A 13,867-nucleotide genomic window follows, 5' to 3' on the forward strand; every position below is an offset into this window, starting at 1 on the left:
TTATTCCCTTGCTTAAGACTGAGGTAACGCGATCCGTATTTCGCCATAAACATGTGTTTGAATACAAGTAATTAGCGACTCTTTTATCAGCTCAAGAATCGCTAAAAATGTTACTACCACCCCTTGTTTTCCTTCGTTTAAGGTAAACAAATCACTAAAGTTACAATAATTTTGCGGGTTTTTCGTATCATTGAGGATAGCCATGATTTTTGCCATACGTTCTCGTGTAGATAGCGCCTCTTTTTGGATATGATGATGTTGATAGGCTTGCGTGCGCTTAATCACCCCTTGCAACGCCGCTAGCAACTCAGTTAAGTCAACGTCAGTATCAACAACTTTAGCGACAAAGTTATCCGCTAGCTTGACCTTAGCAATAAAAACATCGCGCTCAACGCGAGGAATTGTGTCAAGATTCTCAGCAGCGTTTTTAATGACTTCATATTGTTGCAGTTTCCTGACTAGCTCAGCTCTCGGATCGGCCTCTTCCTCTTCAACTGCTTGTTTGGGTAATAAAAGCCGGGATTTTATTTCCGCTAGAATTGACGCCATCACTAAATACTCAGCCGCTAGTTCTAACTTACTGTCTTTCATAAGTTCGACATAATTCATGTACTGAGTGGTAATAGGCGCTATGGGTAAGTCTAAAATATCAAATTTTTGTTTGCGAATTAAATACAGCAGTAAATCCAGTGGCCCTTCAAACATTTCCAGAATAATTTCTAATGCATCAGGGGGAATAAATAAGTCTTGTGGCTTTTCAACGATCGCTTCACCATGTAATACCGCAAACGGTAATACTTGCTGTAACATAACGCCAGATTTGCCATTGTTTTGTTGTGCAACGGGAGCTTTTTCCGCCATGATATTTTACGATACTCTCGTTAAAGGTTAAGGGTTAGTAGCGCTTTAGTATTTTCCGAACTGTTTTTCTCGCTATTGAAATGGCTCAACATCCCCTTCACCAACGCGAATAATTTCTACCTCATCATTGGAAAAATCAATCACTGTGGTGGGGCGCTCACCTAAATGACCACCATGAATAATCAGGTCCACTTGGTGTTCTAAAATATCGCGAATATGTTCAGGGTCAAACTCTGCGGTATCAGCGCCAGGCATTAATAAAGTGGTTGACATAATAGGCTCGCCTAACTCTGCTAACAATGCTTGGGCAATATGATTATTAGGCACGCGAATACCTATGGTTTTACGCTTTGGGTTTAATAATCGCTTTGGTACTTCTTTTGACCCCTTGAAAATAAAAGTATACGGGCCTGGGGTATTATTTTTCAATAACCGAAAAGCGCTATTATCAACACGGGTATAAACCGATAATTCCGATAAATCACAACACACTAAGGTAAAGTTATGGGCTTTATCTATTGAACGGATATTACAGATGCGATCTAATGCTTTTTTGTCACCAATATGACAACCTAAGGCATATCCTGAATCCGTTGGATACACAATCACGCCACCTTGTTTAATGATAGCCGCGGCTTGTTTCATTAATCGCCCTTGTGGATTATCGGGATGTACATAAAAAAATTGACTCATAAAGCGCTCCAACTGAAAACTATAGGGTTATTATAAACTGTCATTAAATAACTAATTCAAGGCTTTTGATTGCCAAAGTTGCCAAATGGGCTTGGCATGCTCAGGCATGGTTAAATTTCGCCCTAATTCACTCCAACGACTTGGCTGGTGAAAATCAGAGCCCATAGATGCATGTAAATCGTATTCCTGACAAAAGCTTAGCATCAATTTTCGTTGTTCGTTATTCATTTGCGGTAGCACCACTTCTAAACCATCACCAGCAGCGGCCTTAAAGTCTACAATTAGGCGCCGCAGCCATTTACTGGTTAAGTCATAACGTATCGGATGTGCCATAACGGCAACGCCACCGGCGGCGTGAATTGCAGCAACCGCATCGGCAATACTGCACCATTGGGGTTTAACATAAGCGCGTTTTCCTTTACCAATATATTTATCAAATGCCGCTTGCATTTTACTCACCACACCGCGTTGTAAAAGTACTTTGGCAAAATGGGCGCGGGTAATTGAGCCTGCTCCGGCTAAAGTTTTGGCATCAGCATAAACATTATCAAAGCCACATTTAGCCAGTTTTTCCCCCATGGCGATGGCGCGATTTTCTCGGTGCTGCTGCTGTTGTGTGATTAACGTTTGTAGCGCGTTATGGGTTGGTATGATATTTAAACCAACAATGTGAATTTCAAAGCCTTGCCATTGGCTCGATATTTCAATGCCGTTGATTAAGGTTATCGGCAGTTGGTTTTCCACTATTGTTTGCTGGGCACTTACTAAGGCATCAACGCTGTCATGATCTGTGATCGCTAATACGTCAATTTGCAAGTTAACCGCCCGTGCAATAAGCTCTGGTGGCGTTAATGCACCATCAGAGCAACGGGTGTGACTGTGTAAATCAACCCTTAGCGTTGAAAAATCTTGCTTATTTGTTAAATCAGTGGTTGACATCATTACGCGAATCGGTTCTTCTATAGGGGCTTAGCATTGCCTAGTCAAATTAACATGACTATTTTAGGCAAGTGAATAACACAATTTTACTGAGATAAAACCCATAATGATACAAGTAAAACTAACTATTTCTCTGATTTGGTGGTGGCATAACTCAACATAGCTGGGTTGTGAGCTTTACTTGTAAGTAAAAATATCGAAAACCCGCACTCTTTTGCGGGTTTTTTGCTTTTAATTAATTGAAAAACATACTGGAATTAAAATGTTACGCATTAAAGTTAAACGTTGGTTTTTATGGTGGCTATTGCCCATTTACGCTGGATGACCGTTATAAATATTACTATGTTTAGGAATACCTATGAGCAACAACCAAGATAAAAATACCGATAATACGCAGCATAAGTCTGCTATAGAACATCAGCAAGTTGGTGCAGTCGTCACCTTAACTGCGCAAGTAAACTATCAAAGCGATCCGCTTGCCCTCTTTCATCGCCTGTGTGCGAATAAAGCCAATACTCTGTTACTTGAATCAGCAGAGATTGATAAAAAGCACCAACTAAAAAGCTTGCTGCTGAGCGAAAGCGCGGTAAAAATCGTCTGTTATGGCAATGTTGTCACCTTTACCGCCTTAACGCGCAATGGTGAAAATGCCCTCTCGTTTGCAAAACAAGCCTTAGCAAATGATGCGCAAATTAGTGGTGACCAACAAACCTTTACAGCCACTTTTTCTACTACCGCTGAGCAGCTCGATGAGCGTGCGCGCCTATTAGCGACTAACCCGTTGCAAAGTCTGCGCATATTTACTCAGCTAAGCAATAACAATCAGCATCCGTTTGCAGTATTTTTAGCCGGTGCCTTCGCGTTTGACATGATGGCGATGAGCGAAAACCTGCCCGAGGTCAATGAGGGTGAAAATAGCTGCCCAGACTTTGTCTATTATTTAGCAGAAACCTTACTCGTCATTGATCACGAACAACAAACCAGCGAACTCGTCACTAACCTATTTTCCGGTAACGCATTTGCAGCCGAGCATAGGGCTGCGCAGGAAAAAATAGCCGCAATCAAAGCAAGTTTAAATACGGCCGTAACCGCAAGTTTTACTCCTAAAGCATTAACATCGACAGAAACTAACAAAAAAGCGCCCGCCTTAAGCTGTGATATTAGCGACCAAGCGTTTTGTCAAATCGTTAATGACTTAAAAGAAAACATATTAGCCGGTGATATTTTTCAAGTGGTGCCCTCTCGTACCTTTAGCTTGCCCTGCTCTAATACGCTCAATGCATACAAAGCCTTAAAACAGCGCAACCCAAGCCCGTATATGTTTTATCTGCAAGATAGCGAGTTTTGTATCTTTGGCGCATCACCTGAGTCAGCACTGAAATACCAACAAAACAATCGCCAAGTAGAAATTTATCCCATTGCGGGCACTCGGCCGCGTGGTTTTAATGCTGATGGCAGCTTATCACCTGATTTAGATAGCCGTATCGAGCTTGATCTGCGCTTAGATAAAAAAGAGTTAGCTGAGCATATTATGTTAGTGGACTTAGCCCGCAATGATATTGCCCGCGTTAGTCAACCAGGCACACGTCATGTTGCAGATCTATTAAAAGTAGATAGGTACTCTCATGTTATGCATTTAGTATCTCGTGTTTGTGGCACCTTAGAGCCAGAGTTAGACGCCCTGCATGCTTACCAAGCGTGCATGAATATGGGCACATTATCCGGTGCGCCTAAAGTGAAGGCCACCAGTTTAATACGTCAGGTAGAGGGCAAACGCCGCGGCAGCTATGGCGGCGCAGTCGGGTACTTGACCGGCGATGGTGATATGGATACCTGCATAGTGATCCGCTCAGCATTTGTGAAAAATCAGCGCGCACATATTCAAGCCGGCGCTGGCGTAGTATTTGACTCAGACCCACAATCAGAGGCCAATGAAACACGACAAAAAGCGCAAGCGGTGATCAATGCTATTGCCGAAGCAGAAACGAAAAACTTACGGATTTGCGAGCAAGCGCACTGTTCAACGACTCAGGTACAACCAGTCATAACACAGGAGTCTAAATCATGATTGCGGCTAAGCCATTACCTGAAATTGTTATGCTCGATAACCTCGACTCTTTTACTTATAACCTAGTAGATGAGTTTCGGTGTTTGGGCTATCAGTTGACCATTTATCGCCACACTTTAAGTGCTGAGTTTATCTATCAAACCTTAATGCATAAACAACAAACTAACGCTAATGGCGTTATTCTAGTGTTATCGCCTGGCCCTGGTGAGCCAAGCAATGCAGGTTGCTTAATGGCATTAATCGCGCTGTGCGCTGGAAAATTGCCAATATTAGGCATCTGCTTAGGGCATCAAGCCTTAATTCAACATTATGGTGGCGTGATATCACGCGCGCCAGAAGTGGTACACGGAAAATCTTCAAACGTAACCCACATTCAAACCGGCGCCTTTAAAGGTATTGCTAACCCCTTACCTGTTGCACGTTATCACTCTCTTGTGGCCAGTACAGTTCCGGCACAATTAACCATCACCGCACAGGTAAGTTTTCAAACCGAGCAACAAACCTACATTCTGCCTATGGCGGTTGAGCATAGCGCAGATGCTGCCATTGGTTTTCAATTTCACCCAGAATCAATACTAACCACTTACGGCAGCAATTTATTAGCACAAAGCCTAAGCCATCTATCAAATTTAGCACAACAAGGGACTGACCATGACAATCACAAAAATTAGCCATAATAGCGACCAAGCTAAGGTAATTGCCTGTAATGACAGCATTAGTCATGGTGCGTTAAACACATTGGTCAATGGTAAGTCATTAACGCAACAGCAAAGTCATGATGTATTTGAGCAAGTCATTAATGGCCATGTTGCGCCCGAGCGACTAGCCGCTTTGCTTACCGCCTTAAAAATGAAAGGTGAAACTCCTGCTGAAATCGCAGGGGCTGCAATCGCAATTCGCGCCAATGCCCGCGCATTTCCAAGCCAAACAAGTGCCGTTGCTGACTGTGTTGGTACCGGTGGCGATGGCGCAAATACCATTAACATTTCCACCACCGCGGCTATTTTAGCGGCTGCTTGTGGCTTAAAAATGGCAAAACACGGCAATCGTAGCGTCTCCAGTATGTCTGGCTCAGCGGACTTACTTGAAGCCTTTGGTGTTAATTTGACCATGTCACCAGCAGTGGCAAGTGAATGTTTAGCAAAGGCTAATATCTGTTTTTTATACGCGCCTGCCTATCACACCGGCTTTAAACATGCAGGGCCAGTACGCAAAGCCATGGGCATTCGTACTCTGTTTAATATATTAGGACCGTTAGTCAACCCAGCACAGCCGGATAAAATGTTACTTGGCGTTTATACCCCACAGTTACTCAAACCAATGGCACAAGCTTTGCTGCTAACCGGCGTTAAGCATGCATGGGTGGTGCACGGTAGCGGCCTTGATGAAATCGCCCTTCACGGCAAGACAAAAGTCACGGAAATTCACCATGGTGAAATCCATGAGCGTGAAATATCACCTGCCGACTTTGGCCTAAATAGCTATACCTTGGCAGATATAAAAGGCGCGAGTCCACAAGAAAATGCACAAGTGGTGAAAGCAATACTGGCAGGTAAAGGACAAGTCGCCCACAATAGTGCGGTCATCATTAATTGCGCCGCACTGTTATATTTACATCGTGAACAACTTGAGGGTAAAGCCGACACTTTAACATTAGCAGCACAATACGCTGCACAAGTACTGGCGTCAGGCGCAGCAGCAAAAACCTTAGCCGATTTAGTAAAACTTTCCAATACAGGAACATCCGCATCATGAGTAACATACTTGCGCAAATCGTTGCCAATCGCCGCAAAGAAATTGCAGCGCTAAAACAAAGCTTGCCATTAAGCTCCTTTATTGATCAGTTAACCCCGTCAAAAAAGGACATGTATCAAGCACTAAGCCGCAGCGCCGAAAAGCCTCACGCTGGCTTTATTTTAGAATGTAAAAAAGCCTCGCCATCAAAAGGTTTAATTCGCGCTGATTTTGACGTCGCAGCAATAGCCAAAATATATGATAAGTATGCTGCTGGCATCTCCGTGCTCACCGAGCATAGTTACTTTCAAGGGGACTTTAATTACTTAAAAACCGTCAGTGAGCAAGTCAATTGCCCAGTGTTAAATAAGGACTTCTTTTTTGATGTCTACCAAGTCTATTTGGCACGTTACTATGGCGCCGATGCCATACTGCTTATGTTAAGTGTATTAACGGATGATGAGTACCAACAGCTTGCTGAGGTGGCGAAGTCATTAAACTTAGCCATTTTAACCGAAGTGTCGACGGCGCAAGAGTGCCAACGTGCCATTGCTTTAAACGCTAAGCTTATTGGGATTAATAATCGTAATTTACGCGATCTCTCCACCGATATTGCCCGTACCTTTGACTTAGCACCAACAATTCCCGATGATCGTATCGTTATTTCTGAATCTGGCATTTATACTAACGCACAGGTACGAGAGCTTGCCCCTGCCGTTGATGGTTTTTTAGTGGGCAGCTCGGTCATGGCTGAACACGATATTGACTTAGCTTGTCGACAATTGATATATGGCCGCCACAAAGTTTGCGGCCTCACTACGCCAGAGCATGCCCAATTTGCCATTGAGGCAGGTGCGGAATTTGGTGGTCTTATTTTTGCAAAAAAGTCACCACGTTATATCAATACAGATCAAGCGTTAGCGATAGTGACAAAATATCCAGCGCTTAAGTATGTCGGGGTCTTTGTTAATCACCCCGAACCAGAAGTGATTGCCTTAGCAAAATCATTGCAACTGGCCGCGGTGCAATTGCATGGCCAAGAAGATGCGCACTATATCGCGCAATTACGCGCTAAATTGCCGCCTAATTGTCAAATATTTAAAGCAATGCCAGTAGAACACGAGCTAGCGCTGTTAAATAGCAATGTTGACCATATCGTTTTAGACGGTAAACGCGCCGGCAGTGGCGAATGCTTTAACTGGCAAGTGTTAGCTGAAAGCGAGCAAAATTTATCTCATTGCTTTTTAGCAGGCGGGTTAAATAGTGACAACATCAGCCAAGCTTGCCAACAACTCATGAATCAAGACTTATTTGGCTTAGATATCAACTCAGGTGTTGAATCAAGCCCAGGTATTAAATGTCGCGATAAACTGCACCAAGTTTTCGCCAAAATACGGAATTATTAAGATGTTAAAATCTACAACTGACACGCAAAATACCCTACCCGCCTATTTTGGCGAATTTGGCGGTATGTTTGTTGGCGAGTTACTCGTCCCTGCCCTAGAGCAATTAGAGCAAGCCTTTATAGAATCTCAAGCAGATGAAGCCTTCTTACAAGAGTTTAATAAACTACTCACCAGTTATGCCGGCAGACCTACACCATTAACCTTATGTCGAAACTTGGTGAAAAACCCATTAGCGAAAATATACTTAAAGCGTGAAGATTTACTGCATGGCGGTGCCCACAAAACCAACCAAGTTTTAGGGCAAGCGTTATTAGCTAAACGCATGGGCAAAACCGAAATTATTGCCGAAACGGGGGCTGGCCAGCATGGCGTCGCCACCGCCATTGCCTGCTCTTTATTAGGCTTAAAATGTAAAGTTTATATGGGCGCAGTCGACTGTCAGCGTCAGCAACCCAATGTTTTTCGTATGCAATTAATGGGCGCAGAAGTGATCCCGGTAACCGCAGGCAGCGGCACATTAAAAGATGCCGTAAACGAGGCGCTACGCGATTGGTCCGCCAACTACGAAAACGCCCATTATCTATTAGGAACGGCGGCAGGCCCGCACCCTTTTCCCACCATAGTACGCGAGTTTCAAAAAATGATCGGTGAAGAAGCCAAGCAGCAACTACTCGCTGAAGAAGGCCGCTTACCTGACTATGTTATTGCTTGTGTCGGTGGTGGCTCTAATGCTATTGGTATGTTTAACGACTTTATCGCAGACGATGATGTAAAACTCATTGGTGTTGAAGCTGGCGGTAAAGGCATAGAGACCACACAGCACGGCGCAACCCTCGTTGCCGGCTCTAAAGGCATGTTACATGGTAACTATACCTATATTATGCAAGACGACAATGGTCAAATTGAAGAGTCGTATTCAGTATCAGCGGGCTTAGATTACCCTGCCGTTGGTCCACAACATGCACAATTAAAAGACTCAGGCCGCGCACAATACGTCGCTATTAACGACGATGAAGCGTTAACTGCTTTTCAATTGTTGGCCCGTAATGAAGGCATTATACCTGCACTTGAGTCTTCTCATGCGCTAGCACAAGCCTTAAAAATGGCCGATAATGCCACCGAAGAAACCATTTTCTTAGTTAACCTTTCCGGTCGAGGTGATAAAGACTTAGCCCATGTCAATGCCATTATCTCGCCAGAGACGGCTGAAAAAAGCGCTGTAAAACACAGAGGAGAAGCATAATGAACCAAGCAACTCACCTTGGTCAACGTTATGACCAAGCTTTTGAAAAGTTAGCTAAAAATAATGAAGGCGCGTTTATTCCTTTTGTTACTATCGGCGATCCTGATGCTGAACAGTCATTTGCTATCATCAAAACGTTAATTGATGCCGGCGCAGATGCCATAGAGCTGGGCATTCCGTTTTCTGATCCCAGTGCCGACGGCGTAACCATTCAAATGGCGGCATTGCGTGCCTTAAACGCGAATATCAACACCGATGTCTGTTTAGATATTTTAGCGCGAGTTCGCGCCTATGCCCCTGAAATACCCATAGGTTTATTGTTGTATGGCAACTTAGTCTTTGCCCGCGGTATAGATAACTTCTACCGAGATGTTGCCGCGGCAGGCGTTGACTCTGTCCTCATCGCTGACTTACCTATTCGAGAGTGCCAACCGTTTCGTGATGCTGCCATAGCGCATGGCGTCGCGCCTATTTTTATTGCTCCGCCTAATGCCAGTGAAGCTACCTTGGCAAAAGTAGCCGAATTTGGCGCAGGCTATACCTATGTATTAAGTCGCGTTGGGGTGACTGGCACGGAAACAGAAGCAGAAATGACCGGTCATAAACTGATTGATATTTTAGATAAACACCAAGCAGCACCGTCAGTCATTGGCTTTGGTATTTCTAGGCCTGAGCAAGTCAAAGCGGCATTAGCAACGGGAGCAAAGGGAGCAATCAGCGGCTCTGCTGTTGTTAAAATTATTGAAAATAACCTCGATGACTACCCCGCGATGTTAAATACATTAAGTAAGTTTGTTGGCGAAATGAAATCAGCGACTCAACGCATTAGCAAAAAGCTGTAAGCTATAAACTGTAAACTGTCAGTTTTTCAGTCAAAACAAAAAGCTCAGCAGATGCTGGCGGTAAAAACAACAAAAGCTCATAAGTTAACACTTATGAGCTTTTTATTTAGTAGCCCTTACGCATTAGTCAGCGATTTTTGCCCAAGTATCACGCAAGCCAACAGTGCGGTTAAAAACTAATTTACCTGCGGCTTTATCTTGTGCAGATATTTTATTGTCTAAACAAAAATACCCTTGACGCTCAAATTGAAACGCTTGCTCCGGTTTAGCTGTCGCTAAAGACGGTTCAACTTTGGCATTGTTTACAACAATGAGCGAGTCAGGGTTGATCACTGATTTTAAGTCATCCACAGCGCCTGGGTTGGGCACAGTGAATAATCGGTCATATAAATGTATTTCCGCGTCCAAACTTTGCGCTGCCGCTACCCAGTGAATGACACCTTTGGGTTTAGTACCATCACTTGGGTTTTTCCCTAAGGTATCAGGGTCATATTGACAGTAAACTGTGGTCACCTTGCCATCGGCATCTTTATCACAACGGGTTGCCGTTACCACATAAGCGCCACGCAAACGAACCGCTTTATCCAACACTAAACGCTTATATTTCTTGTTCGCTTGTTCACGAAAGTCTTCCGCCTCAATATATAACTCTTTGGCAAAAGGCACGCTGCGTGAACCTTGGCTTTCATCACTGGGATGGTTTTTAACGGTAAGGGTTTCAAGCTTGTCTTCAGGGTAGTTTTCAATCACAAGCTTTATCGGCTCAAGCACGGCCATCGCCCGTGGCGCATTGTCATTTAAGTCTTCACGGATGCAAGCTTCAAGCACACTCATTTCTACCGTGTTATCCATTTTGGTGACGCCGATACGTTTAGCGAACTCGCGTATTGAGCTCGGCGTAAAACCTCGACGACGAAAGCCGGCGATAGTGGGCATTCGTGGATCATCCCAGCCACTGACTAACTGCTCTGCCACCAAACTGTTTAATTTTCGCTTACTCATTACCGTATATTCAAGATTTAAACGTGAGAACTCGTATTGGCGCGGAGTGGTTTCAATGGAAATATTTTCGATCACCCAGTCATATAAACGACGATTGTCTTGAAACTCTAAGGTACAAATAGAGTGGGTAATACCTTCGATGGCATCAGAAATACAATGTGTGAAATCATACATGGGATAAATACACCATTTATCACCAGTTTGATGATGATGGGCAAATTTCACGCGATAGATCACCGGATCGCGCATACACATGAAGCTTGAGGCCATATCAATTTTCGCGCGCAGTGCACATTCGCCCTCTTTAAAGCCACCGGCTTTCATTTTCTCAAATAGTGCTAAGTTTTCCTCAACTGGTGTATCACGGTATGGGCTATTTTTACCTGGCTGCTTTAAGGTGCCACGATACTCGCGCGTTTCTTCAGCATTTAAGAAACAAACATAAGCTAAGCCTTTTTCAATTAACTCAACGGCGTAGCCATATAAGCGATCAAAATAGTCTGATGAATAGCGAATATCGCCGGCCCAGTCGAAGCCTAACCACTTAACATCCGCTTGAATGGAGTTAACGTAGTCAATATCTTCTTTCTCAGGGTTAGTATCGTCAAAACGCAAATTACACAAGCCATTGTAATCTTGGGCAATACCAAAATTTAAGCAGATAGACTTAGCATGACCAATATGTAAATAACCGTTCGGCTCCGGCGGAAAGCGCGTTTGCACATGATCATGCTTGCCGCTGGCAAGATCCGCATCGATGATTTGGCGAATAAAATTGGTTGGACGGTTTTCAACTTCCGACATCAACAGAACCTCTAAAATATAAAAAATGTAATTATCGGCATTATATCAATAGAATGAAGCGAAGCGCACCAAAAGAATAGAAATTCTGCTTTGGCTGCCAGCCAATCTAGTGCTGCCTTTTTATCGCATGACGTCTTAGCCTGAAAAGCAGGCTGAAATTGATAAACTCATTCACATCAGACCAGTAAATTGTTATTGTTATTGCTATTAATGCTCATTTTTAGGTAAAACCTCAACATGCTTGACTATGCTGCTTCGCACGCTGCGCCCGCTTCTCAAACTCAGCCGCTGACCCTTAATAATATCAAGCAATGGCAATATCAATCGAAAAGTCAGCAGTTGATCAACGGGTACTATCGGCCCGGTCACGAAGATGCTCAACGTATACACCTGTTGCACGGTACCGGCTTTTGTGCCATGACGTTAGCTGCTATGGCATCGCAAATGCCTACTGATTGGTCAATATGGTTAACGGATATTCCCGGCCATGGTGGCTCTACTCAACCCAGCACTAAAATGCCCAACTGGCAAAAAATGGCCAATCGCATTGCCGATGCGATTTATCAGCAAGCCAATGTTCGAGAGCAGGGGCCCTTGATCGGTATAGGCCACTCCATGGGCGGTGTATTAACTTTAATGGCGGCGGCTAAGTATCCTGATTTATTCAGTAAAATTATCTTACTTGACCCGGTTTTATTTCAAACAGAAATTATTGTCGCCCAGCAACTGATGCGTGCAACCGGGGCTTGGCGGCAACGAGCGTTAGTAAAGTCGGTCGCTAACCGAACCGCCAGTTGGCCAAGCTTAGCTGAGATGAAAACCGATATTGCCAGTAAAGGCTTTTATAAACCTTGGCATCAACAAGCCATTGAAGATTATTGCCAATATGCTAGTCATAATAATAACCAAGGGGGGGTTTCTTTAAACTGCGATCCGAGTTGGGAAGCATCGATTTTTGGCTCGTACCCTAAAGGCTTATGGCGCGCGGTACACAAAATTAACATGCCAGTCGAGATTTTAGTGGCTAATAAAACCTATTTTTTCATCCCTAAAGCGGTTAAAAGAGCAGCCAAATTCAATCACAACATTCAATGGCAAAACTTTGGTGATCACCACTGTTTTCCTATGGAGCAACCGATTGAAACAGCAGCACTGATCACCACTTTACTCTCAGATAACGCTTAATATATTTATCTTGCAATCGACTTTAAGCTTAAGTGGAAAGTATGAAAAACAAAAAGCGCAGTTTGACTGCGCTTTTTTGATCCTGTGCAAAACGTTTTATTATTGCACCTTAAACTTAAAATTGTGCTACCACTTGTTCAACCACAGATTTAATGGCTTTACTTGGATTGTCTTGCTCAGATGATTTTATGCGCTTTACCGCCCAGCCGTGCCAAACCGGTTGGTGGCTTTTCACATCGTAAACATCAATGGCTAATTTACCTTCGGTATAGTTACGCACGCGAGTATCATGTCCAATACTTAAACCGCCATAATAGTGATGACCCCAAGCAAAGTTTGAACGATACATAACAGGTAATGAGTCCACTTTCACTTTGTCACGACTGCCCATGGTATATGAAATAGCAAAGTCAGCCGCTTCTGCATCACTGACCAATTGATAACCTTTAGCAATAAACGCCTGCTCTATGGCTTGATCTATTTTAACTTTCATGACGGGGTTAACATCAACCGGCTCAGCTAACACTTTAGTTTCCTTTAACCAAGCAAAGGTCTTATAGTGCGTAGTGCTAACATCATTATTGCGATCAAAGTTGACGCGTGCTTGTGGCGTAGTTGCACAGCCAGCCAAAATACCAAGAATTGTTAATACCATGATTAATTTACTTTTTAACATACACCCTTCCAAATAACGTTATTGAAAATACCCAAAGTAATAACAGCCTACCATACTTATTTAATTAAGCTGTTGAAAAATGTAATATCTTACTCAAACTCAGTCAAATACTTGTTTGACAAAAAGTGACGCGACGCTAAGCAATAAATCGCCAAAACGAACTCAATGGCAAGACGCTATCATTGCCTATTCTTCATATGACCAGAGTTATTAGCAAATAATGACAAAATTTTATCCGTTATCGGCATTTTGCCATTGACACTGACCGAAAAACCCCTTAAAACTGTAGGCATTACTTTTAGATACTCATTAATTTTTATACATGAACACAATTTACACACCTTTATCTCTCCTCTTAGTCGTCGTGCTTTCTCAGGTAATGCGCGGGCAATGTGGTGTGTAAAAAATAAAGTA

General features: G+C 43.4%; 12 protein-coding genes. 7 read left to right on the plus strand and 5 right to left on the minus strand.

The window, feature by feature from the left end:
• Positions 1-12 precede the first annotated feature (12 nt).
• The 3 genes from B6K83_RS14020 to rnm form a co-directional block, all read right to left on the minus strand.
• Positions 13-861, minus strand: coding sequence for a segregation and condensation protein A (locus B6K83_RS14020; protein WP_085285550.1), 849 nt, complete (start codon positions 859-861; stop codon positions 13-15).
• A gap of 72 nt (positions 862-933) precedes the next feature.
• Positions 934-1,554, minus strand: coding sequence for an L-threonylcarbamoyladenylate synthase (locus B6K83_RS14025; RefSeq protein WP_085285551.1), 621 nt, complete (start codon positions 1,552-1,554; stop codon positions 934-936).
• Positions 1,555-1,605: 51 nt separating this feature from the next.
• Positions 1,606-2,496, minus strand: a complete 891-nt coding sequence (gene rnm, locus B6K83_RS14030) for an RNase RNM (protein WP_085285552.1) — start codon at positions 2,494-2,496, stop codon at positions 1,606-1,608.
• A gap of 355 nt (positions 2,497-2,851) precedes the next feature.
• Between rnm and B6K83_RS14035 the strand changes: the two genes are divergently transcribed.
• From B6K83_RS14035 to trpA, 6 genes are read left to right on the plus strand one after another with little or no spacing between them, the layout of a single operon-like run.
• On the plus strand, positions 2,852-4,561 hold the full coding sequence (locus tag B6K83_RS14035; protein ID WP_085285553.1) for an anthranilate synthase component 1: 1,710 nt from the start codon (positions 2,852-2,854) through the stop codon (positions 4,559-4,561).
• The gene (locus B6K83_RS14040; RefSeq protein ID WP_085285554.1) at positions 4,558-5,232 is read left to right on the plus strand and encodes an aminodeoxychorismate/anthranilate synthase component II; all 675 of its coding nucleotides are present in this window, start codon (positions 4,558-4,560) and stop codon (positions 5,230-5,232) included. Before B6K83_RS14035 ends, B6K83_RS14040 begins: the two co-directional genes overlap by 4 nt.
• Entirely contained in the window at positions 5,213-6,316 is a 1,104-nt protein-coding gene (gene trpD, locus B6K83_RS14045) for an anthranilate phosphoribosyltransferase (RefSeq protein WP_085285555.1), read from the plus strand. The genes B6K83_RS14040 and trpD overlap by 20 nt, the downstream gene beginning before the upstream one ends.
• Entirely contained in the window at positions 6,313-7,701 is a 1,389-nt protein-coding gene (gene trpCF / locus B6K83_RS14050) for a bifunctional indole-3-glycerol-phosphate synthase TrpC/phosphoribosylanthranilate isomerase TrpF (protein ID WP_085285556.1), read from the plus strand. Before trpD ends, trpCF begins: the two co-directional genes overlap by 4 nt.
• A 1-nt stretch (position 7,702) precedes the next feature.
• Complete coding sequence (trpB, locus tag B6K83_RS14055) at positions 7,703-8,944, plus strand: tryptophan synthase subunit beta (protein ID WP_085285557.1); 1,242 nt, start codon at positions 7,703-7,705, stop codon at positions 8,942-8,944.
• Positions 8,944-9,786 (plus strand): tryptophan synthase subunit alpha, encoded by an 843-nt coding sequence (gene trpA / locus B6K83_RS14060; RefSeq protein WP_085285558.1) that lies wholly within the window; start codon positions 8,944-8,946, stop codon positions 9,784-9,786. The genes trpB and trpA overlap by 1 nt, the downstream gene beginning before the upstream one ends.
• Before the next feature lie 123 nt (positions 9,787-9,909).
• On the opposite strand, the gene glnS is transcribed toward trpA, so the two are convergent.
• Positions 9,910-11,592 (minus strand): glutamine--tRNA ligase, encoded by a 1,683-nt coding sequence (gene glnS / locus B6K83_RS14065; protein ID WP_085285559.1) that lies wholly within the window; start codon positions 11,590-11,592, stop codon positions 9,910-9,912.
• Between the two features lie 237 nt (positions 11,593-11,829).
• Here glnS and B6K83_RS14070 point away from each other — a divergent pair, with 237 nt between their 5' ends.
• Positions 11,830-12,777, plus strand: coding sequence for an alpha/beta fold hydrolase (locus B6K83_RS14070; RefSeq protein WP_085285560.1), 948 nt, complete (start codon positions 11,830-11,832; stop codon positions 12,775-12,777).
• A gap of 115 nt (positions 12,778-12,892) precedes the next feature.
• Here B6K83_RS14070 and B6K83_RS14075 read toward each other — a convergent pair whose 3' ends face one another.
• Entirely contained in the window at positions 12,893-13,453 is a 561-nt protein-coding gene (locus B6K83_RS14075) for a DUF4136 domain-containing protein (RefSeq protein WP_085285561.1), read from the minus strand.
• Between the last annotated feature and the right edge of the window lie 414 nt (positions 13,454-13,867).

Source organism: Colwellia chukchiensis (assembly GCF_002104455.1).
Classification (GTDB): Bacteria; Pseudomonadota; Gammaproteobacteria; order Enterobacterales; family Alteromonadaceae; genus Cognaticolwellia; species Cognaticolwellia chukchiensis.